General features: G+C 65.1%; 21 protein-coding genes. 12 read left to right on the plus strand and 9 right to left on the minus strand.

The annotated features are described in order from the left end of the window. Nucleotides 1–39: 39 nt before the first annotated feature. The 3 genes from EO245_RS00565 to EO245_RS13445 all read left to right on the plus strand — a co-directional run bounded on the left by EO245_RS00565 (nt 40) and on the right by EO245_RS13445 (nt 2,423). Nucleotides 40–555 carry a rhodanese-like domain-containing protein gene (locus tag EO245_RS00565; protein ID WP_128891105.1) on the plus strand — a complete coding sequence of 172 codons (516 nt, stop codon included), beginning with the start codon at nt 40–42 and terminating at the stop codon, nt 553–555. 132 nt (nt 556–687) lie between these two features. Next, the gene (locus EO245_RS00570) at nt 688–1,308 is read left to right on the plus strand and encodes a 2OG-Fe(II) oxygenase (RefSeq protein ID WP_164931229.1); all 621 of its coding nucleotides are present in this window, start codon (nt 688–690) and stop codon (nt 1,306–1,308) included. Nucleotides 1,309–1,406: 98 nt separating this feature from the next. Next, nucleotides 1,407–2,423: a hypothetical protein gene (locus EO245_RS13445; protein ID WP_199798661.1), complete on the plus strand. Its 1,017-nt coding sequence runs from the start codon at nt 1,407–1,409 to the stop codon at nt 2,421–2,423. Between the two features lie 490 nt (nt 2,424–2,913). Here the strand turns inward: EO245_RS13445 and ruvB are convergent, their stop codons facing one another. Genes ruvB through ruvA form a run of 3 tightly spaced genes read right to left on the minus strand, consistent with a single transcriptional unit; the run spans nt 2,914 to nt 5,110 of the window. Further along, on the minus strand, nt 2,914–3,957 hold the full coding sequence (ruvB, locus tag EO245_RS00580) for a Holliday junction branch migration DNA helicase RuvB (protein ID WP_128891107.1): 1,044 nt from the start codon (nt 3,955–3,957) through the stop codon (nt 2,914–2,916). Beyond that, nucleotides 3,954–4,493: a DsrE family protein gene (locus EO245_RS00585; protein WP_128891108.1), complete on the minus strand. Its 540-nt coding sequence runs from the start codon at nt 4,491–4,493 to the stop codon at nt 3,954–3,956. Before EO245_RS00585 ends, ruvB begins: the two co-directional genes overlap by 4 nt. 11 nt (nt 4,494–4,504) lie before the next feature. Next, nucleotides 4,505–5,110, minus strand: coding sequence for a Holliday junction branch migration protein RuvA (gene ruvA, locus EO245_RS00590; RefSeq protein WP_128891109.1), 606 nt, complete (start codon nt 5,108–5,110; stop codon nt 4,505–4,507). Nucleotides 5,111–5,208: 98 nt separating this feature from the next. Between ruvA and aroC the strand changes: the two genes are divergently transcribed. From aroC to ahpF, 4 genes are all read left to right on the plus strand, one after another. Then, nucleotides 5,209–6,279 carry a chorismate synthase gene (gene aroC / locus EO245_RS00595; protein ID WP_128891110.1) on the plus strand — a complete coding sequence of 357 codons (1,071 nt, stop codon included), beginning with the start codon at nt 5,209–5,211 and terminating at the stop codon, nt 6,277–6,279. A gap of 98 nt (nt 6,280–6,377) precedes the next feature. After that, on the plus strand, nt 6,378–7,778 hold the full coding sequence (locus EO245_RS00600) for a serine hydrolase (protein ID WP_164931230.1): 1,401 nt from the start codon (nt 6,378–6,380) through the stop codon (nt 7,776–7,778). Nucleotides 7,779–7,982: 204 nt separating this feature from the next. Then, nucleotides 7,983–8,549, plus strand: coding sequence for an alkyl hydroperoxide reductase subunit C (gene ahpC / locus EO245_RS00605; protein WP_128891112.1), 567 nt, complete (start codon nt 7,983–7,985; stop codon nt 8,547–8,549). Nucleotides 8,550–8,709: 160 nt separating this feature from the next. Next, nucleotides 8,710–10,296 (plus strand): alkyl hydroperoxide reductase subunit F, encoded by a 1,587-nt coding sequence (ahpF, locus tag EO245_RS00610; RefSeq protein ID WP_128893394.1) that lies wholly within the window; start codon nt 8,710–8,712, stop codon nt 10,294–10,296. On the opposite strand, the gene EO245_RS00615 is transcribed toward ahpF, so the two are convergent. From EO245_RS00615 to EO245_RS00625, 3 genes are read right to left on the minus strand one after another with little or no spacing between them, the layout of a single operon-like run. Next, entirely contained in the window at nt 10,293–10,910 is a 618-nt protein-coding gene (locus EO245_RS00615; RefSeq protein WP_128891113.1) for a Smr/MutS family protein, read from the minus strand. The genes ahpF and EO245_RS00615 overlap by 4 nt on opposite strands. After that, on the minus strand, nt 10,907–12,088 hold the full coding sequence (locus EO245_RS00620) for a murein transglycosylase A (RefSeq protein ID WP_128891114.1): 1,182 nt from the start codon (nt 12,086–12,088) through the stop codon (nt 10,907–10,909). The genes EO245_RS00615 and EO245_RS00620 overlap by 4 nt, the downstream gene beginning before the upstream one ends. A 7-nt stretch (nt 12,089–12,095) precedes the next feature. Beyond that, complete coding sequence (locus EO245_RS00625) at nt 12,096–12,758, minus strand: Tim44/TimA family putative adaptor protein (protein WP_199798662.1); 663 nt, start codon at nt 12,756–12,758, stop codon at nt 12,096–12,098. A gap of 249 nt (nt 12,759–13,007) precedes the next feature. On the opposite strand from EO245_RS00625, the gene secB reads away from it, so the two are divergent. The 5 genes from secB (at nt 13,008) to EO245_RS00650 (ending at nt 17,994) form a co-directional block, all read left to right on the plus strand. Further along, nucleotides 13,008–13,529, plus strand: coding sequence for a protein-export chaperone SecB (gene secB, locus EO245_RS00630; protein WP_128891115.1), 522 nt, complete (start codon nt 13,008–13,010; stop codon nt 13,527–13,529). Between the two features lie 48 nt (nt 13,530–13,577). Further along, nucleotides 13,578–15,149: a murein biosynthesis integral membrane protein MurJ gene (murJ, locus tag EO245_RS00635; RefSeq protein WP_234026915.1), complete on the plus strand. Its 1,572-nt coding sequence runs from the start codon at nt 13,578–13,580 to the stop codon at nt 15,147–15,149. A gap of 15 nt (nt 15,150–15,164) precedes the next feature. Beyond that, the gene (gene trpS, locus EO245_RS00640; RefSeq protein ID WP_128891117.1) at nt 15,165–16,181 is read left to right on the plus strand and encodes a tryptophan--tRNA ligase; all 1,017 of its coding nucleotides are present in this window, start codon (nt 15,165–15,167) and stop codon (nt 16,179–16,181) included. 159 nt (nt 16,182–16,340) lie between these two features. Further along, nucleotides 16,341–17,042, plus strand: coding sequence for a DUF4136 domain-containing protein (locus tag EO245_RS00645; protein ID WP_128891118.1), 702 nt, complete (start codon nt 16,341–16,343; stop codon nt 17,040–17,042). Between the two features lie 97 nt (nt 17,043–17,139). Then, complete coding sequence (locus EO245_RS00650) at nt 17,140–17,994, plus strand: energy transducer TonB (protein ID WP_128891119.1); 855 nt, start codon at nt 17,140–17,142, stop codon at nt 17,992–17,994. Nucleotides 17,995–18,001: 7 nt separating this feature from the next. Here the strand turns inward: EO245_RS00650 and EO245_RS00655 are convergent, their stop codons facing one another. Genes EO245_RS00655 through EO245_RS00665 form a run of 3 tightly spaced genes read right to left on the minus strand, consistent with a single transcriptional unit; the run spans nt 18,002 to nt 20,483 of the window. Beyond that, the gene (locus EO245_RS00655) at nt 18,002–18,334 is read right to left on the minus strand and encodes a hypothetical protein (protein ID WP_128891120.1); all 333 of its coding nucleotides are present in this window, start codon (nt 18,332–18,334) and stop codon (nt 18,002–18,004) included. A gap of 3 nt (nt 18,335–18,337) precedes the next feature. Then, on the minus strand, nt 18,338–18,787 hold the full coding sequence (gene dut, locus EO245_RS00660) for a dUTP diphosphatase (RefSeq protein WP_128891121.1): 450 nt from the start codon (nt 18,785–18,787) through the stop codon (nt 18,338–18,340). Continuing rightward, a complete protein-coding gene (locus EO245_RS00665; RefSeq protein ID WP_128891122.1) occupies nt 18,777–20,483 on the minus strand; it encodes a phosphopantothenate--cysteine ligase family flavoprotein in 1,707 nt (568 codons plus the stop codon). The genes dut and EO245_RS00665 overlap by 11 nt, the downstream gene beginning before the upstream one ends. Nucleotides 20,484–20,522 lie beyond the last annotated feature (39 nt).

Genomic DNA, 20,522 nt, shown 5'->3' on the forward strand with positions numbered 1-20,522 from the left:
TGCAGGCCCAGCCTCGCGTGACATCACGGGAGGAAAGACATGCACCGCGCCTTATTTGCCAGGACTCTTGTCATAGCGCCGATCGCGCTCGTCGCTGCTGCCACCATGGCGCAGGACGCGCCGCCCAATCCGCAGATCGACTACGACGGCTTTGCCCAGCTGACGAACTCGCTCGGCGAAGTGCGCCAAACGCGCCTGCTCGATCGAGAAACCTTCCTCGCCCGCGCAGCCGCCGAGGGCGCATTGCTGCTAGACACGCGCTCCGCAGCGGCCTTCGAGGCGGGGCACATCGAAGGTGCGGTAAACCTGCCATTCTCGGACTTCACTTCCACGTCCCTGCGCGAAGTGATCGGGGAGAACCCGGATCGGCCTATCTACATCTATTGCAACAACAATTTCAGCGACAACGCGCCGCCGGTGCTGGCGAAGAAGGCCCCGCTCGCGCTCAATATTCCGACCTTCATCAACCTGCACGGTTATGGCTACACCAATGTCTGGGAGCTGGGCGGCGTGATGGAGACGAGCGAAGTGCCGTGGGTCGCTTCGGGCGGCTGACCGAACCCGCGTTGGCGGATTGTTCAGTTTTTCGCGCTATCGCTCGCCAGCATGGGAGCCGAGGCGCAATCCTTTGAAATCCCCGCGAGCCCGGGGTGCGATCCAGCAAAGCTGGCCGCTTTCGGCCAGGCCGTGCGGACGCGCCTGCAGGCGAATCCGGCCGTAGAGCAGGTCGTCGAAGGCGATGCCGAGGTGTTCCTCGTCGAGAACTTCCTGACCCGCCGCGACTGCAAGGACATCATGCGTTTCATCAACCAGCGCGCGGAGCCTTCGACCCTTTACCGCGGGACCGAGCGCGAAGGGTTCCGGACGAGCTTCACCCACCATTTCGCGATCGACGATCCGCTGACCCGCAGCATCGAGATGTACATCTCCGACCTGCTCGGCATCGACGATTTGCATTCCGAACCGATGCAGGGCCAGCGCTACCAGGTCGGGCAGGAATTCAAGCACCACCACGACTTCTTCCATGTCGGCGAAGGATACTGGCAGGACGAGGCGCATCGCGGCGGCCAGCGCACGTGGACGGCAATGCTCTGCCTGCACGAGGCGAAGGAAGGCGGCGAGACCGATTTTCCTCTGCTCGACCAGCGCTTCAAGCCGCCGACCGGCACCATGCTGGTGTGGAACAACATGCGCCCCGATGGCACGGCCAACATGAAGACGCTGCACGCCGGGATGCCCGTCACCAAGGGGATCAAGCACGTGATCACCAAGTGGTATCGGCAGGACCCCTGGCGGCTGCTCAACTGACAAAGAAAAAGGGCGACCCGAGGGCCGCCCTAGTCTGAAGTTCCGTCGAAGGGCCTCGTCAGGCGCCCTTCTTCGGCTTGAGCTTGCGCCGTCCGAGGATGGCCGCAGATGCCAGCCCGAACAGGATCATCATCGGCGGTGCCGGGACCTGCGTTCCGCTCGTCGTGCCGCCCGAACTCGAAGTCGACGTGCTGCTCGAGGTCGAACTCGACGTGGAACTCGAGGTCGACGAGGACGTCGAGCTCGAAGTCGAACTGCTGGTCGAAGACGACGTGCTCGACGAGGTCGAGGAGCTGGTCGAGCTGGTGATGTTGCCCGAGCTGCTGGTGCTGGTCGACACGTTGCCGGACGAACTCGTGCTGGTCGAGACATTGCCCGAAGTGGACGAACTCGCATTGTTGCCCGAGCTGCTCGAGACATTGCCCGAACTGCTGGAAACATTGCCCGAACTGCTCGACACATTGCCCGACGAACTGCTCACATTGCCGGACGTCGTCGAGGTCGAAATGCTGCCGGTGGAGGTGCTCACGCCGCCCGTGGAGGTCGACACACCGCCGGTCGAGGTCGAGCTCGAAGTGGAGGTCGATACGCCGCCGGTCGAAGTGGACACACCGCCGGTGCTCGTCGTGCTGCCACCGGTCGAGGTCGAAGTCGAGCTGCCGCCGGTCGACGTCGAGGTGGAGGAGCCACCGCTCGAATTGTCGATGTTGATGTTGATGTTGATGCCGCCCGAGCTTTCACCGCCGGTCGACGTGGTCGAAGTCGGCGGGCCGGGAGGCGGGCCCGGAGGAGGTCCGGGAGGGGGCGGCGGAGACGGCGGGGGCGAAGGATCGCCCGAGGTGCCGCCGGAACTGCCGCTGGTGCTGCCACTGGTGCTGGTGGTCGAGCTCACGACGACATTGCCGCCGCTCGAGCCGCCGCCACCGAAGAAGCCGCCGAAAAAGCCGCCGCCGAAACCGCCACCGAAGCCGCCGCTGCCGCCGATCACGGTCACGCCGCCACCGCCGCCGCCCTGGATCGGGGGCATCGGTGCGAGCGGGGCCGGGATGGCAGCCATTGCCATGCGATATGCCGGGGCGCAGCGCGGATCGCCTTCACCTGCAGCCATCGGATAGGGCATCGGGCCTTCGATCATGCCGGGGCCGAGCGGTTCGCATTCGATCGTGCGCTTCACGATACGGCGCTTGCGCTGCACGGTCTTGGGGACCTTGCGCGTCGCGGTGCGGCGTTCCTTGATGTACTTGACCGGCTGGGCCTTGACCGACTTGCTCGACTTGTACTGCGGCGTGTCCGTCACCTGCTTTTCGGCGACATGGACTGCGCCGCCAGCGAGCAGGGCGGTACCTGCTGCGGTCGCGGACAGTTTCGCCAGGGCCAGTTTTACCGACATGGGCACAATCTCTCGTTCTCTGCGGGAAGCGAAGACATGGCGGCTCCATGTCCTGCCACTCCCCTGTGCATGCAGAAAACGCCCCACTCCTTAACGCGGCAATCACGTTAACCACGATTCAGGGGCTCGAACGGCAAAAACTTCGCGAGCGATCGGCGCGATTGCGCGACTTGTCCCACTATGGAACCGAAAGCCGCCAAATCCTTGCGCGTAAATTAACTTTTTCCGTCAAACAGCCCGGTTTGCCGGCCTTGCCCGTTTTGCTCCGGCGGGGTCATTTCGAGGTGATTCCATCCCGCATCGTTGAGCTGCCGCCCACGCGCTGTGCGCGCGACGAGGCCGAGCTGGATTAGGTAGGGTTCGATAACTTCCTCGACCGTATCGCGCGGTTCGGCGAGACCTGCGGCGAGCGTTTCGACGCCCACCGGGCCGCCCTTGTAGGTGGTCGCGATCATGGTGAGGTAGCGCCGGTCCATCGCATCGAGGCCGAGGCGGTCGATCTCCAGCCGGGTGAGCGCCTGGTCGGCCAGTTCGCGCGAAACCGTGCCCTCGCCCGCGACATGGGCGAAGTCGCGCACGCGGCGCAGCAGCCGGCCCGCGACGCGCGGCGTGCCGCGGCTGCGGCGGGCGATCTCGCGTGCGCCCGCGGGATCGATATCCATGCCGAGCAGCTTCGCCCCGCGCGTCACCACGAGGTCGAGTTCCTCATGCGTATAGAAATTGAGGCGCACCGGGATGCCGAAGCGGTCGCGCAGCGGCGTCGTCAGCAGGCCCTGCCTTGTCGTCGCGCCGACCAGCGTGAAGGGCGGCAGGTCGATCCGCACGCTGCGCGCAGCCGGCCCTTCGCCGATGATGATGTCGAGCGCGCGGTCCTCCATCGCAGGATAGAGCACTTCCTCGACCACCGGATTGAGCCGGTGGATCTCGTCGATGAAGAGCACGTCGTGCGGTTCGAGATTGGTCAGCAGCGCGGCAAGGTCGCCGGCCTTGGCGATGACCGGACCGCTGGTGGCGCGGAAGCCCACGCCCAGTTCCCTGGCGACGATCTGCGCGAGCGTCGTCTTGCCGAGACCGGGAGGGCCGAAGAACAGCACATGGTCCATCGCCTCCTCGCGCGACTTCGCGCTTTCGATGAACACGCGAAGGTTATCGCGCGCTGCCTCCTGCCCGATGAACTCGCCGAGCGACTTCGGCCGCAGCGCCGCATCGGGATCGTCCGGCTGCCGATCGGGAGTATGGAGGGGGACGGGTTCGGTCAAAACGGGTTCACCGTGTAGCCGCGCTGTTGCAGCAGGGCGTGGGCGGTCATTGCGCTGAGCGCGGTTTCGACGCCGGGGATGAGGTCTTCCTGGCTGATACCGTAAGCCGCGCCGCTCTGGCCGCACAGGATGAAGCGCACGCCTTCGTCGAGCATCGCGCGGACCATTGCGCCGGAGGGATTTTCGCCTTCCTTGCCCTTCGCGGCCCATGCCTCGTCGGTCAGCAGGTCCATCGATGCCTTGCCGTGCACGACGACCGCGATGCGGATGTTGTCGGGATCCACGCCGGCCGCGGCATGCATGTTGATGAAGCGTGCCGCACTTTCGAAGCCGCGGTTGCGCTTGCCGTCTTCGGCCGGGGTAGCGACGTCGAATGCATGGGCGAATTCGGTATCGGCAGGTACTTCGCCGATACCCTCGACCGGGGCGTGCGGGCCGAAATCCTCGAACACAGGTCCGGTGCGGAAAGCCGACATGTCCTGCGCGGAAGCGGGAACGGCCAGTGCCAGCGCGCCGAGTGCCAATAGGTATCGCATGGGTCTCTCCATCATCCTGCCGCCCGTTTGAGCGCGACGCGGATCAGTTCGCTTTCGCTCGCGCCTTCGCCGAGCTCTCCCTGAGCGGCGGCGACGGCGCGCGCGGCGATTGCGGGCTTGAAACCGAGGTTTTCGAGCGCACTCACCGCATCGGCGCTCGCGCTGCCGGCGGGCGTGATATTCGCCGCCGCGACGCCGCCCGGCGCGGTCGGCAGTGCGCCTGCCTTGTCCTTCAGCTCGTTGACGATCCGCCCGGCGAGCTTCGGACCGACGCCCTGTGCGCGGGCAACCATGGCGGCATCGCCATTGGCACAGGCGCTTTGCACTTCCCCGGTCGACAGCGCGGAGAGGATCGCCAGCGCGACCTTGCTGCCCACGCCCTGCACCTGGTTCAGCAGGCGGAACCAGTCGCGCTCCGCCGCCTCGGCGAAACCGAGCAGGCGCATATCGTTCTCGCTCACCTGCATGTCGGTGTAGACGGTACACGCCTCGCCCACTTCGCCCAGCGCAGCGACCGTCTTGGTCGAGCAATGGACGAGATAGCCAACGCCGGACACGTCGATCACCGCCCAGTCGGTGCCGGTTTCGTCGAGCAGGCCTTTCAGCTTCGCGATCATGTGGCGCGCCTTGCAATCATGGTTTGTTCTTGGGGCACAAGACAAGATTGGTCCAGTCGCAATGGACTTGCGCCCACAATTGTTGGCATGAGGGTTTCATGAGCTGGAACACATTCGGGCGGGTCTTCCGCTTCACCACCTGGGGGGAAAGCCACGGGCCGGCGATCGGCGCGGTGGTCGACGGGTGCCCGCCGGGCATCGAACTGTCGGAAGAGGACATCCAGCCCTTCCTCGACGCACGCCGTCCGGGGCAGAGCAAATATACCACCCAGCGGCAGGAGCCCGACCAGGTCCGTATCCTGTCGGGCGTGTTCGAGGGCAAGACCACCGGCACGCCGATCAGCCTGCTGATCGAGAACGTCGACCAGCGCAGCAAGGATTATTCGGAAGTCGCCAAGGCCTATCGCCCGGGCCATGCCGACTACGCCTATGACGCAAAATACGGATTCCGCGACTACCGCGGCGGCGGCCGTTCGAGCGCGCGTGAAACCGCGATGCGCGTTGCGGCAGGGGCCATCGCGCGCAAGGTGTTGGAGGGCGTGCAGATTTCCGCATGGGTCGAGCAGATCGGCGACAGCGCAATCGATTACGAGCGCTTCGATGCGCACGAAATCGGTAACAACCCCTTCTTCTGTCCCGACCCGCAAGCCGCCGAAGCCTGGGCGAAGCTGGTCGATGAAACGCGCAAGGCCGGCTCCTCCATCGGGGCGAGTGTCGCCTGCAGCGCTCAAGGCGTTCCCGCCGGATGGGGCGCTCCGATCTACGCCAAGCTCGATGCCGACCTTGCCGGTGCGATGATGGGTATCAACGCGGTCAAGGGCGTGGAGATCGGCGACGGTTTCGCAGCAGCCTCCGCAACGGGCGAGGCGAATGCCGATACCATGCGGCCGGGCGAGGACGGCGGGATCGAATTTGGCGCGAACCACGCAGGCGGTATCGCGGGCGGAATCTCGACCGGCCAGCCGGTCACCTGCCGCGTCGCCTTCAAGCCGACCAGTTCGATCCTCACCCCGGTCGAAACCATCACGCGCGACGGCGAGGCGACCGAAATCCGCACGAAGGGCCGCCACGACCCTTGCGTCGGCATTCGCGGCGTCCCGGTCGTCGAAGCGATGATGGCGCTGGTGCTCGCCGACCACATGCTGCTGCAACGCGCCCAGTGCGGTTAGTGAACCGCCAGCGGGCCGGGCCGTGGGACCGGCGCAAGCAATCCCGTCGGCGGGGCGAATGGTGGTACCGGCTGATATCCGGCTGGCTTCTCGCTGCGTTGATCCTGATCGCCCCCGGTTTGTCGGCCTCGACCGACAGCGCCCGAGTAGACAGCTTTATCGAGGCCGAGCTTCCGGCGAGCGCTGCGCCGGGATTGGCCTATGCGCGAGTTCGGGGAAGCGAGGTGATTGCTCGTGGTTTTGGCGAGCGGCTGGAAGCGAGCGGCGACCCCGTCACCGCCGACACGCTTTTCCCGATCGGGTCGGTGACCAAGAGCTTTACCGCGCTCGCCATCATGCAATTGGTCGAAGCGGACCAAATCGGTCTCGACGACCCGGTATCGAAATATTTGCCCGCTTTCGACAGCGGTGCAGGCAGCAAGGTGACCCTGCGCCAGCTGCTCAATCATACCAGCGGGTATTCCACCGTTCAGGGCAATAGCCTGCACGGCAACGCAGAGGTCTCGCAGCTCGGCCTGGCCGACTATGCCGAACAGCTCGCTCTCGCAGGGCCGGCGGGCGCTCCGGGTGCGCATTGGGAATATTCCAACGCGAATTACCAGATTCTCGGCGCGGTGATCGAGCGTGCCAGCGGACAGGAATATGCCGACTACATCGATGCGCATATCTTCACGCCGCTTGGCATGACCGACAGCACGGTGGCGCTCGGGGCGTCACCTGCCAGAGCCGCCACAGGCCATCGCCCATGGTTCGGTGGCGTACGGCCCTTCGATGGAGGTGAAAACTATCGCATCCATGCGCCAGCAGGGGGAATTGTCTCGAGCGCCCGTGACATGGGGCGCTATCTCTCCATGTGGCTCAGCGGCGAAGACGACATCCTGAGCGCTGCGACGAAGGATCTCATGCTGGCACCGTCCAGTCCCTCATCGCCATTCTATGGCCTGGGCTGGTCGATCGACCCTGCCCGGGGAACGACTTACCACACCGGTCTCGTACCCGGGTTTGAAACGCTTGCTGCGTTCGACCCGGCCGAAGGGACGGGCGTCGTGATCATGGTCAATGCAAATGCCGGGCTCGGATTTGCCGACAACTGGTATTTGATCGGCGGAGCCGCGGCGCGGGCAATGGGTCAGCCTCATGACGATGCCGGATCGCGTCTGGGGCCGCAGACAGCCTACCTTTCGATAGCCCTTCTCCCGCCGCTGTTTGTCCTGCTCGCGCTCATCTCATGGAAAGGGCGGGCGAGCTTGCGCAAGAAGAGAGAGAGCCTGGCAGGAAAGCTCGGCATCTGGCTGCCGCTGCCGGCGATGACCGCCTTGGCGGTCTTCCTTCTCGAATATCTGCCACGGCTGTTCGGCGGGTCGATCGCGACGCTCCAGCTCTATCAACCCGACTTTGCCATGTGCTTGATCGCGGCGGCTATTTTGGCTCCGGCTTGGGCGCTATTGCGGGTGATATTGGCCCATTCGCCTGCTCGTGCACCGGCTGAGACTGCCTGAATCACAGCCCCCAACGCGGATAGGCTGTCGAGCAAGTTGCGTTTTTTGCACCCGAAATAGGTAGTCGTTGCGCTTTTCGAAAGTTCCCGTCGATTGAACGAAAATTTCGATGTTCGCAATCGCACAAACTCGCTTTTGTGCGCTGCATCACACCCTATCTAGCCCGTGAGTTTTCACCCCAGAACGATAAGGGAAACAGAAATCATGGGTATCATCGGAAGCACCATCAAGCCGTTCAAGGCGACCGCATTCCAGAAGGGCAAGGACTTCTTCGACGTCACCGACGAAGACGTGAAGGGCAAGTGGAGCGTCTTCTTCTTCTACCCGGCGGACTTCACCTTCGTGTGCCCGACCGAGCTCGAAGACCTCGGCGAGAAGTACGGCCTGCTGCAGGACATGGGCGTCGAAGTCTACGCCGTCAGCACCGACACGCACTTCAGCCACAAGGCCTGGAGCGACACCTCGGAGAAGATCGGCAAGCTCGAATTCCCGTTCCTCGGCGACCAGCTCCACACGCTGTCGAAGAACTTCAACGTCCTGCGTGAAGAAATGGGCCTCGCCGACCGTGCGACCTTCGTCGTCGATCCCGATGGCGTGATCCAGATCATGGAAATCACCTGCGAAGGCGTCGGCCGCAATGCCAACGAACTGGCCCGCAAGATCAAGGCTGCGCAGTACGTCCGCAACAACCCCGGCCAGGTCTGCCCGGCCGCTTGGGAAGAGGGTGAAGAAACCCTCGCCCCGTCGCTGGATCTCGTCGGCAAGATCTAAGCGGGAACCGAACCGAATATCCGCGCATTGGCGTGGGTATAAGCCCGAGCCCTAGAGTTCGGGTCGCTTGAAGGCCCGGGGCAACCCTCCCCCTCCCCCCGCCCCGGGCCTTTTCAACCCACATTTCCGGCAACACTCGATGGAGAGACGCCCCATGGCCATGCTCGACGCAACCATGCAGCAGCAGCTCAAGCAGTATCTCGCCAACCTGCGCGAACCGATCGAACTGGTCGCTTCGCTCGGCGACGATGCGAAATCGCAGCAGACGCGCGATCTCCTGACCGAGATTGCCGAGCTGCACGACATGGTCTCCGCCCAGTTCGACGGGACCGACGAGCGCAAGCCCAGCTTCATCATCCGCCGCGCGTCGGACGCGCAGAAGTGGGTGCGCTTTGCCGGCCTGCCGATGGGGCATGAATTCACTTCGCTCGTCCTCGCCCTGCTGTGGGCGGGCGGCCACCCGCCGAAGGTCGACGCGGAGCAGCTCGAAGCTATCGAGCGTCTCGAAGGCGACTTCGAGTTCGAGATGTATTTCTCTCTCAGCTGCCACAACTGCCCCGACGTGGTGCAGGCACTGACGCTGATGGCGCTGACCAACCCGCGCATCACCGCCACGCTGATCGAAGGCGGCACCTTCAAGGACGAAGTCGACGCGCGCGACATCATGGCCGTGCCTTCGACCTTCCTGAACGGCGAGCTGTTCTACAACGGCAAGATGGACCTCGCCGACATCCTCGCACAGCTCGACAGCGGTGCGAGCGAGCGCGAGGCTGCCAAGCTCAACGAAGCCGAGCCGTTCGAAGTGCTTGTCCTCGGTGGCGGCCCGGCCGGCGTTTCGGCGTCGATCTACACCGCGCGCAAGGGTTTCCGCACCGGCATCGCAGCGGAGCGTTTCGGCGGCCAGCTCAACGATACGCTCGGCATCGAGAACCTCGCCGGTACGCCTTACACCGAAGGTCCGAAGCTGACCGAACAGCTGCGCCAGCAGGTCAATGAGAACGCCATCGAGATGATGGATCGCCTGCAGGCGGAAAAGCTCGTCCCGGCAAGCGAGCCGGGCGGGATGCACGAAGTGCTCTTCACCAATGGCGCGTCGCTCAAGACCCGCAGCCTCATTCTCGCCACCGGCGCCCGCTGGCGCAATCTCGGGGTGCCGGGCGAGCAGGAATATCGCAACAAGGGCGTGGCCTACTGCCCGCACTGCGACGGCCCGCTGTTCAAGGGCAAGCGCATCGCGGTCATCGGCGGCGGCAATTCGGGCGTCGAAGCGGCGATCGACCTTGCCAAGATCGTCGGTCACGTCACGCTGATCGAATTCGACGACCGCCTGCGCGCAGACGAAGTGCTGCAGGCCAAGCTCGCCAGCTTCGACAACGTGCGCATCATCAAGTCCGCGCAGACGACCGAAGTCACCGGCGACGGCAAGCGCGTCAACGGCCTCGTCTACAAGGATCGAAAGACCGGCGAGGAACATACGGTCGAGCTCGAAGGCATCTTCGTCCAGATCGGACTCGTCCCGAATACCGAGTGGCTGAAGGGCAGCGGCATCGCGCTCAGCCAGTACGGCGAGATCGAGACCGACGTCGAAGGCGCGACCAACCTGCCGGGTATCTTCGGCGCAGGCGACTGCACCACCGTGCCCTACAAGCAGATCGTCGTCGCGATGGGTGAAGGCTCGAAGGCCGCGCTGTCCGCCTTCGACTACCTGATCCGCACCCAGCCGGCGGAAGAACGCGTCGCCGCCTAGCGGTTGCGCTTCAGCACGAGATAAAGCGCACCCTCGCCCCCGTGGCGGCGGTGCGCTTTTCGTATGGCGGCAATGTCCGCGCCGTGAGGACCGGCGGCGAGCCAGTCGAGGATCTTCGCCCTGATTGCGCCGCGCCGCGATCCGCGATCGGCGGCATCGACCGGGCGCGGCTTGCCGGTCACGACCAGCACCAGCCGTGCGCCCATCGCTTTGGCCTGGAACAGTCCGCTTTCGAGCCGGTTGTAGGCCGCGTCGAGCGAATGACCGTGCAGGTCGAGCGAGAAGTCGGGTTCCGCCTGACCGCTCTTGAGCTTGCGGTCCCAATGGGAATCGAGCCCGTGCTTGGGCAGGGGTTCCGGCCTGCGGTCAGGCAGCGGGACGGGATCGGGCTTGCGCGCATGACCGCGGTTCGCCCCGATACCACGGTCGAGCAATTCGCGAAAATGCGGTTCACGCTGCGGCATCACCGGCTTGGACGGCTGCGGCACGGGATGGGATGGCTCGCGCACTGGCTTGGCGCGTACCGGCCTGCGGCTTTCGAGCGGGGTCACGCTCGCCGCGAGCCTTTCCCACGCGGCAGCTTCCTCTTCGGTCAGGCCGCGCGGCGCACTCATCGTGTCTTGAGACGGCTGGCTGCGCTCTTGGGAAGGAGGATAACCGCCTGTCCGCGCCCGCTCATGCCGCCGGCAACTTCGCGCGCGCGCTCGCCTGCACCCCAGAACGTATCGAACCGGTTCGCGCCCTTTATCGCGCCGCCGGTGTCCTGCGCGATCCACAACCCGTTGGCTTCCGGCCGGTCGAGGCGGAGCCAGACCGGCGCGCCATAGGGCACGAAATTGGGATCGACCGCGACCGAGCTTTCGCCGCGTACCGGCACGCCCAGCGAGCCGAGCGGGCCGTCGCCGGTCAGCTCGCGGAAGAACACCCAGCTTTCGTTGAGCCGCATGAGGTCGCGGCCCTCTGCCGGGTTCTCCCGGATATATTGCATGATGCCCTGCATCGAACCGGCATATTGGCCAGGCCCGTCGCCGAGCAGTCCGCGTTCGCGCATGACGCCGCCGATACCGGTGTAGGCGTGACCGTTCTGCCCGGCATAGCCGATGCGGATGACCTCGCCCTCGGGCGTCACCAGTCGCCCGCTACCCTGGATCTGGAGGAAGAACAGCTCGACCGGATCGGCGGCCCAGGCGATCTCGAGCCCGCGCCCTTCGAGCGCGCCGTCCTCGATCTCGGCGCGGGTGAAATATTCGACGCAGCGCCCGTCGGGCAGCCTGCGGCTGAGCGGGGCACGCCCTGTGCGTTCGCTTTCGGCGATATCCTCGCGCCAGCAGCGCTCGAGGTCGGACGGCATGCCGTAGACCGGTGCATCGAAGCCGGGACGCCGGGTGCGCGAGCCGCGAATCTCGGGCTCGAAATATCCAGTCGCGAAAGCTTCGCCCGTGCCGACGCGGACCGGCTCGAAATAGGCGGCGAAGAAATTGCGCGGATCGCCGGAGAAGCTGCGCGCCGCGCCGCACACGGCCTGCCAGTCTTCCGGCGTAGTCAGGCCCGAGCGGTCCTCGCGGCTTTCGGCATAGCGGCAGGATTCGCGAAAGGAGGCGAGGCCCGTCTGCGCATCCTCTCGCTCCATGCCGAGCGCATTGATCGAACCCGCGCTCGCCACGCCGAGCAGCAGGGCGGAACTGGCCGCGACCGGCGGGGTCACCGGCGCAGTCGATTTGGGAATGACGGTGCAGGCTGCGAGCACGCTCGCCGCGCCGAGGATCGTCAGGCGCTGCGCGGCACGAAGCATTGCGGGATCAGGCCTGGTCGGTTTCGTCGAGCAGCCAGTTGGGATCGCTGGACTTCACGTCGCGCATGAAGGTCCAGATGTCGCGGCTTTCGATCGCATCGTCGAGCGAGCCGGCGATCATGTTGCCATCCTTGTCGCGCGTGACCGCAGCGATATCGGCGACGAACAGCACCGCCACGCGGGCGATCGAGCCGTCGAGTTCGGCATGGTCGATCTTCGCTTCCTCGATACGGATCAGCTTGTTCTCGAGAACCTCGCCGGCATCTTCGCGCGCGGAAATCGCGGCATCGAAGCTCTGGTAAACGTCATCGTCGCACAGTTCGCGAAGGGTTTCGCGGTCGCCCTTCCAGAAGGCTTCGAGCACCATGGAATAGGCACCCTTGGCCCCTTCGAGGAAACCGGTGATGTCGAAAGTGCGGTCGGCCGCAGCGATCGCGCGCACGCCCTGCTCGACCACCGGCATGGTGCCGGGGAAGGCGTTGGGCTGCGCCTGCGAAGCAGGCTGCGCGGCTTGCGGCGCCTTGGGCATCGGCTTGCTGCCCGTCACGGTCGGATCGAGGCGCGTCGGGATCGATTCCTCTTCATGCTCGGCACGGCGGCCAAGCACGGAATAGAGCCGAAAGCCGAGAAACGCGGCGATCATGGCGAGGATGACGATCTCGTAAATCACGTGGACTAACCTGCTTTCCTTCCAGTCTGGCCACTCACCGCAACCAGCCTTGTTCCTACCTGCCTTAAATAGGAAAGGATTACAAATGAACAACGGGTGGATCGGATGCGAAACATCGCACCTCGATTGCGCCCTGTCGCACAGGTCCTTCGCGCATTGCGAGGCGCGGCGAGCGGTGCTAGGCGCGCCGCGAACGGGCGCTGCGTGGGCGGTGCCGACCTACTCGCATTGAAACGAAAGACGCATTCCATGGCCGACGAAGGCGACATCCTCACCGACCTCAACTCCCAGGGCGCTCCGAACGGCGCGGACAACCAGCCGGTTGCCGGGGTTATCTCGCAGTATATCAAGGACATGTCGGTCGAGAACCCGCACGCGCCCGATTCCTACCAGTGGACGGACAAGCCGCAGGTCGACCTGCAGTTCAACATCGGCGCGAACCAGGTGAACGACGAGATCCACGAGGTCGAACTCAAGATCAACGTCAACGCCAAGGCCGAACAGGGCAGCATCTACCTGATCGAACTGTCCTATTGCGGCCTCGTCGGCATGCGCAACCTGCCGGAAGACCAGGCCCACGCGTTTCTCTACGCCGAAGCGCCGCGCCTGCTGTTCCCCTTCGCGCGCCGCGTCATTGCCGATGCGACTCGCGATGCCGGCTACCAGCCGCTGGTGCTTGATCCGATCGACTTCAACGGCCTTTACGTCCAGCGCCTCCAGGCCCAGCAGGCACAGGCTGCTGCCCAGGGCGCGCCCGCCGGCGACGCCTGAGCACCGGGCCGCTAGCGAGCTCGCGCGCAGCATGAACCGGCTCGCATCATGAGCCTGATCAAGAATGTCGGGACCATCGGCGGGCTGACTGCGGTCAGCCGCGTCTTCGGTTTCGTCCGCGACATCCTCATCGCCCGCGTGCTCGGCGCAACGGCGATGGGCGATGCCTGGCAGCTCGCCTTCATGCTGCCCAATATTTTTCGCCGCCTGTTCGCCGAGGGCGCTTTTGCGAGCGCCTTCGTCCCGCTGTTCAACCGGCGGATGAATGAGGACGGCGACGTCAGCGAGGCACGGCAATTCGCCGAGAGCGTGCTTGCCGTGCTGCTACCGATCCTGATCGTCTTCGGCGCGCTTGCGCTGATCGTCATGCCGTGGGTGGTCGAGTATTTCGCGCCCGAGGGCCTCGCTGAGGATGGCGACGCGCTCGAAGTCGCGATCACCATGGCGCGGATCACCTTCCCCTACCTCCTGTTCATGAGCCTCGCGACATTGATTGCGGCCGTGCTCAATTCCCTGTCGCGCTTCGCGGCAGCGGCCGCGGCACCGATCCTGCTCAACATCTGCCTCATCACCGCGCTGATCTATGGCGCGACGCTCGATCCCGGCATTGCCGCGCGGCGCGAGACGGCGCAGTGGATGGCGGTCGCGCTATCGGTTTCGGGCCTGCTGCAGGTGCTGTGGCTGGGCATCTTCATGCACCGCGCGGGCTTCCGCCTGTCGCTCGGAGCGCCGCGCATCACCAAGGGGGTGAAGGAACTGGGCGTGCTCGTCGTCCCGGCCATCTTCGGCGCGGGCGTCTACCAGATCAGCCGCTTCATCGACCTGTTCTTCCTCTCGACCCTGCCGGTCGGGAGCTACACCTATCTGCAGATGGCCGATCGCTGGAACCAGCTTCCGCTCGGCATCATCGGCATCGCTCTCGGCACCGCGATCCTGCCCGCCCTCTCGCGCTTCCTCGGGCGCGGCGAGGACGAGGAAGCGTCGCGCCTCCAGTCCAATGCGATCGAGCTTGCGATGCTGCTGACCGTCCCCTGCGCCGTGGCGCTGTTCTTCACCGGCACCGCTTTCGTACGCGTCTTCATGGCAGGGCAGGCCTTCACGCAGGAAGACGCCGCGGTCACCGGCATGGTCGTTTCGGGCCTTGTCATCGGCCTTCCCGCCTATGTGCTGGTCAAGGTTCTCACGCCCAACTTCTTCGCCCGCAAGGACACGCGCACGCCGGTCTACACGGCTGCGGCAAGCCTCGTCGTCACGGTCGCGCTCAACATCGTCCTCGTCCCGCGCTTCCAGGTACTCGGCCTCGCGATCGCCGGATCGGTCGGGGCATGGGTCAACATAATGCTGCTCGGTGCGATCCTGCACTGGAAGGGTTTCTTCCGCCTGCCGCCGCGCATCCTTGGCCGCATCGTGCGCATCGTCCTTGCCGCCACGCTGATGGGCGTCGCGCTATGGTGGCTGACAGGACGGATCGACCCGTGGTTCGTCGGCACGGTGGGCGAGAAGGCGCTCGGCCTCGCGATCCTTGTCGGTGCGGGCATCGCGATCTACGGGATTGCCGCCATGGCGCTTGGCGTCCTCGACAAAGCGACCATCCAGCGCCTAATGCGCCGCCAGGGATAAATCACAGGAATACTCATGCGCGTCGTCTCCGGCATCCAGCCAACCGGCAACCTTCATCTCGGCAACTACCTCGGTGCGATCCGCAACTGGGTGAAGATGCAGGACGAGATGGAGGAAGGCAGCGAGTGCCTGTTCTTCCTCGCCGACCTGCACGCGATCTCCATGCCGCACGAGCCGGCCGAGCTGGCGGCGAATACGCTGGAAATGACCGCAGCGCTGGTCGCTTGCGGGATCGATCCCGACCGCTCCATCCTGTTCAACCAGGCACAGGTTCCTGCGCATAGCGAGCTGCAGTGGCTGCTGATGGGCACCGCGCGGATGGGCTGGCTCAACCGCATGACGCAGTGGAAGGACAAGGCAGGCAAGAACCGCGAGGGCCAGTCGGTCGCGCTGTTCTCCTACCCCGTCCTGCAGGCCGCCGACGTGCTGCTCTACCAGGCGACCCACGTGCCGGTGGGCGAGGACCAGAAGCAGCATCTCGAGCTTGCCCGCGACATCGCGCAGAAGTTCAACAACGACTTCGCTTCGGAAGAAGCGCCGGTCTTCACCCTGCCCGAACCCTTCATCCCGCCGGAAGCCGCGCGGATCATGAGCCTGCGCGACGGCAGCGCGAAGATGAGCAAGTCCGACCCGTCGGAAATGAGCCGCATCAACCTCGCCGACGATGCCGACACGATCATGAAGAAGATCAAGAAGGCGAAGACCGATCCCGAACCGCTGCCTTCCGAGGCGAAGGGGCTCGAGGACCGGGCGGAAGCGCTCAACCTCGTCTCGATCTTCGGCGCGATTACCGGTCGCAGCGTCGACGATGTTCTGGGCGAATTCGGCGGCGAAGGTTTCGGCAAGTTCAAGCCGGCACTCGGTGAAGCCCTGGTCGAAACGCTCGCTCCGATTTCGCAGCGTTTCCGCGAGCTGAAGGAAGACCGGGAATCGCTCGACGCGATCCTCGCTCGCGGCGCTGCCAAGGCGCGCGAACTCGGCACCCCGACGCTCGATGCCGCCTACCGCGCTCTCGGGCTGGTCAGAGGTTAAGTTCGTTCGCCTAAATCGCTCACAGGCCTGACATTTATCAGTTTTGTCGTTCAAAGCCGGTTCAGCAGCCGTGCTTTACAACTGCGCGCATCAATGACAGCGTGGTGTTTCGAGGGGAGGCGCATGCTGTGTGTTTCCTTTAGGGAAAGGGCAAACCCGATGACCGATTTCACTCCCCGCAAGTGGGGACGCGCGCTCAAGCTTGCCGCCGTGCCTTTCGTGCTCGCCGGCCTCGCTGCCTGCGCCACTCCGTTCAAGGCCGACGTCTCCCGCTTCCAGAGCGAGCTTCCGGCACCCGCAGGCCAGACTTTTGCCGTCGTGGCCGACGATCCGGCCCTCGCCGGCGGCCTCGAGTTCGCGCAATATGCCGATCTCGTCGAAGCGCAGATGGAGCGTCTCGGCTACACGCAGGCCGTGTCCCCCGAGACCGCGAGCCTGCTCGTTCGTTTCGACTACGGCGTCGACAATGGCCGCGAACGCATTCGTTCGACCGGCTTCCGCGACCCGTTCTACGACAGTTGGTACGGCTATCGCCCAGTCTATTATCGGACCCGTCGCGGCTACCGCATGACCTATGTCCCGACGCGGGCCTGGGGTTACGGCTTTCGCGATCCGTGGTTCAATGACCGCGATGTCACCAGCTACACCGTCTACACGAGCGGCATCGACCTGAAGATCGACAACGCCGACGGCAAGCGCCTGTTCGAAGGCAAGGCGCAGGCCCTCTCGCTTTCGAACCGCCTCGGCTATCTCGTGCCGAACCTGGTCGACGCGATGTTCACCGACTTCCCGGGCAATTCGGGCGAGACGCTGCGCATCTCGATCAAGCCGGAAGAAAAGAAGGTCCGCCGGATCGACTGACCGGATACTCCCCTGGACGGGAACGAAGAGGGCGGCTCCATTACGGGGCCGCCCTTTTTCTTTGACGGACTGTCGAACGAGAGGCATCCCCCTGCAAATGAAGCATCTTTTGGCACTTCTCGCGCTGGTTTCGACGTCGCAGGTCGCAGCCGAAGTCCCGCAAGAGGAGCCTCCCTATGCGCAGGTGGGCGACTGGACGGTCCGGTCGTACGGCTTCGCTTGCCGGCTCGACAGCGCGGCCGATGCCGACGGAAGAGATGTCGCGATCACGCTGTACAAGTCCGGCAGGGCGGAATTCGCAATCCGCTTGGCCGAGGATGACGGCGCCCCGGTAACGAGGTCCGATTTCCGGCTCGCCTTCGATGACGAGGTGGCGGATTTCCTTCCGATGCACGCCAGCAAATACAAGCTTCTCTATACTCTCGGTGATCCACTGGCCGAGCGCTTCCGGCGCGCGCGGGCCATGGAGTTGCGGCTGGAGCAAGAGGCTGTGGCGCGCTTCTCGCTCACGGGAAGCTACGCAGCTCTCGGCAAGTTGAACGACTGTGTTTCGGACCTGAGCCCGACTGCGGCCAATTTCCAGATCCCGAGACCGATGATGCCTCCGCCTCCGTCTCTCCTACTGCAAATTGCAGAGCCGGACCTCGAAGGCCCGTTCGAGCCCAATCGTCCGCTCAAGCCGCTCACGCCGGGTCGGTGGATCGGGCCGGGCGACTACCCGGTGCAAGCCTTGCGCGAAGGCATCGAAGGCCGCGTGCGCGTGAGCCTCGAAGTCGATCCGCGCGGGCGGGTTACCGATTGCAGGATCCTCGAATCGAGTGGCTCGAATGTGCTCGACGAGCGCACCTGCCTGCTCTTGTCGAAAAAGGCCCGCTTCGATCCGCCTACGGACAGCGAGGCGCGACTGGTTGCGGGAAGTTACGCGACGGCTGTCAGGTGGGCCCTGCCCTGAACCCGTCCTAGCCCCGCCGCGAGCGGATCGCGGCGATCCCGACGCCGATCGCGACGGACCCGATCAGGAATGCACTCGGAAAGCGTAGCGGCAGCTCGCCCGATCCGCCCGACACTGCCCGATCGACGAGGTCGAGCAGGTAGTTCCCGAGGTGGATTGCCGCAGTGAGCGAAACGAAGGGAATGAGGATCGTGCGCCAGTCCAGCGCGTCCCAGCCATTGCGATGGCGCAGCCGCGCGATAATCCAGCTCGCAAGCCAGACGAGGATGACGATCCACACCGCCAGCGCGGCGAGCGCCAGCAGTGCGAAACCGGGACCGATGCCGCCGAGGCCGGGCAAGGGCTAGCGCCCCGTCGACCCGAAGCCGCCGCTGCCGCGCGCGGTATCGTCAAGCGTGTCGACTTCGGTCCATGCCGCCTGCGTCACCGGCGCGAGGACCAGCTGGGCCACGCGTTCGCCGCGCTTGATGGGGAACGGCTCTGCCCCGTGGTTGATCATGATGATCTTGAGCTCGCCGCGATAATCGCTGTCGATCGTGCCGGGCGTGTTGGGCACTGTCACCCCATGCTTGAGCGCAAGGCCCGAGCGCGGGCGGACCTGGATTTCATAACCTTCGGGAATCGCCATCGCGAGGCCGGTAGCGACCGCATGGCGCATGCCCGGTTCGAGCACGATGTCCTCGGCCGAGAGCACGTCCATGCCCGCTGCGCCTGCGGTGGCGTAGCGTGGCAGCTCCAACCCCTCCCCGTGCTCAAGCCTCTTGACCTGCACGGGTACGGATTCAGTCGTCATCCTCGATATTCTCCAGCGCTGCTGCCACGCGGTCGATCAGCTCGCGAGCGACCGCCTGCTTGGGCATTTCGTCGAGATGTTCGACGCGTTTCGCGGTGACGATCTTCACCGCGTTGTTCGCGCCGCCCATCACGTCACCCGATACGTCATTCGCGACGATCCAGTCCACACCCTTGCGCTTGAGCTTCGTCTTGGCGTTCTCGACCACATTCTCGGTCTCGGCCGCGAAGCCGATCAGCAGCGGCGGACGCTTGCCGCCGGCTGCCACGGTGGCGAGAATGTCGGGGTTCTCGGTGAGCATGAGTGCGGGCGGGGCAGCGCCGCGCTTCTTCATCTTCTCGCCCTGGTAGTCCTTGGTTCGCCAGTCGGCGACCGCCGCGGCCATGATCGCCACGTCTACCGGGAGCGCCTTCTTCACCTCGTCGGCCATCTCGCGCGCGGATTCGACGTCGATCCGGTCGACGCCCGGCGGGGTCTCGAGATGGACCGGGCCGGAGATAAGCGTCACGCGCGCGCCCTGAGCGGCGGCAGCGGCGGCGATGGCAAAACCCTGCTTGCCGCTCGACCGGTTGGCGAGATAGCGCACCGGGTCGATCGGCTCGTGCGTCGGGCCTGCGGTGACGAGCACGTGCTTGCCGTAAAGCGGGCGGTGCTCGATGTCGGTGTCGAATTCGGGTTGGCCTTCGAGCGGATCGAAATCGTCGTAGCCGACCTGGATCGGCTGGATATCACCCGCGATCGGCTGCGGCGCGGCATCGCCAGCGCCCGTGCTGACCGTGTGGTTGATCGCCTCGGGATCGGTCGGCGGCGCGCTGGCAGCCGAACCCTTGCTCGCGAGCAGGCCGCCTGCCGGTTCGGGCAGCGGCTCTTCGCCGGCATCGGGCATGTCCTCGAGCGCTTCTTCGGCTTCGGTCTCGGGCAGCTCTTCGGGCGCCTCGACCTCTTCCCACTGGGCATCGAGCTCGTCCTGCGAACGCTTGGGCGTCGTGCGTGAAATCAGCGAGGACAGGAGGCCGCCAAGCCCGCCGGTCTTCGCATTCGGCTCGAGAACTTCGCCGGCTTCGGCCTCTTCCTCGATCTCGCCAAGCTCTTCGGATTCGAGCGTTTCGACGAAGGGATTGGCCTCGACCGGTTCGCAGTCGGCAGCGATGCCGAAATGGGCGGCGATTTCCGCCCAGATGATTTCCGGATCGGGCAGGCGGCCGGGGCCGAATTCGCCGCAAGCCATCGGGCCGGTGTCGGGATCGATCACGTGAACGCCCGCCTGCTGTAGCCAGGCGACATTGCGCTGCGTCGCCTCGTGCTGCCACATGCGCACGTTCATTGCAGGCACGGCCATGACCGGCTTGTCGGTCGCGAGGATCAGCGTGGTTGCAAGATCGTCGGCGATCCCGGCGCTCATCTTGGCCATCAGGTCGGCAGTCGCGGGGCAGACGACGACGAGATCGGCTTCGCGGCTGAGCTGGATATGGCCCATCTCCGCCTCGTTCTTGAGGTCCCACAGAGTCGTGTAGACCGGGTTCTCGCTCAGCGCGGCAAGCGCCATCGGCGTGACGAACTGCTGGCCGCCTTCGGTCACCACGCAGGTCACCGAGCCGCCACCCTTGCGGATCAGCCGGACGAGCTCGCACGCCTTATAGGCCGCGATGCCGCCACCCACGACGAGCAGGATACGGGGGGATGCGTTGTCGCTCACGCGCTCACGCCTGTTCCAGCCGGGCCAACCGGCACCCGA

It is taken from the genome of Erythrobacter sp. HKB08 (assembly GCF_004114695.1).
Classification (GTDB): domain Bacteria; phylum Pseudomonadota; class Alphaproteobacteria; order Sphingomonadales; family Sphingomonadaceae; genus Parerythrobacter_A.

Bases quoted from the DNA above. Each gene is read 5' to 3' on its own strand.
- EO245_RS00565 (WP_128891105.1), top strand. From the start codon at position 40: ATGCACCGCGCCTTATTTGCCAGGACTCTTGTCATAGCGCCGATCGCG.
- EO245_RS13445 (WP_199798661.1), top strand. From the start codon at position 1,407: ATGGCCGCAGATGCCAGCCCGAACAGGATCATCATCGGCGGTGCCGGG.
- EO245_RS00585 (WP_128891108.1), bottom strand. From the start codon at position 4,493: ATGCGATACCTATTGGCACTCGGCGCGCTGGCACTGGCCGTTCCCGCT.
- ruvA (WP_128891109.1), bottom strand. From the start codon at position 5,110: ATGATCGCGAAGCTGAAAGGCCTGCTCGACGAAACCGGCACCGACTGG.
- aroC (WP_128891110.1), top strand. From the start codon at position 5,209: ATGAGCTGGAACACATTCGGGCGGGTCTTCCGCTTCACCACCTGGGGG.
- ahpC (WP_128891112.1), top strand. From the start codon at position 7,983: ATGGGTATCATCGGAAGCACCATCAAGCCGTTCAAGGCGACCGCATTC.
- ahpF (WP_128893394.1), top strand. From the start codon at position 8,710: ATGCTCGACGCAACCATGCAGCAGCAGCTCAAGCAGTATCTCGCCAAC.
- EO245_RS00615 (WP_128891113.1), bottom strand. From the start codon at position 10,910: ATGAGTGCGCCGCGCGGCCTGACCGAAGAGGAAGCTGCCGCGTGGGAA.
- EO245_RS00620 (WP_128891114.1), bottom strand. From the start codon at position 12,088: ATGCTTCGTGCCGCGCAGCGCCTGACGATCCTCGGCGCGGCGAGCGTG.
- secB (WP_128891115.1), top strand. From the start codon at position 13,008: ATGGCCGACGAAGGCGACATCCTCACCGACCTCAACTCCCAGGGCGCT.
- murJ (WP_234026915.1), top strand. From the start codon at position 13,578: ATGAGCCTGATCAAGAATGTCGGGACCATCGGCGGGCTGACTGCGGTC.
- trpS (WP_128891117.1), top strand. From the start codon at position 15,165: ATGCGCGTCGTCTCCGGCATCCAGCCAACCGGCAACCTTCATCTCGGC.
- EO245_RS00645 (WP_128891118.1), top strand. From the start codon at position 16,341: ATGACCGATTTCACTCCCCGCAAGTGGGGACGCGCGCTCAAGCTTGCC.
- EO245_RS00650 (WP_128891119.1), top strand. From the start codon at position 17,140: ATGAAGCATCTTTTGGCACTTCTCGCGCTGGTTTCGACGTCGCAGGTC.
- dut (WP_128891121.1), bottom strand. From the start codon at position 18,787: ATGACGACTGAATCCGTACCCGTGCAGGTCAAGAGGCTTGAGCACGGG.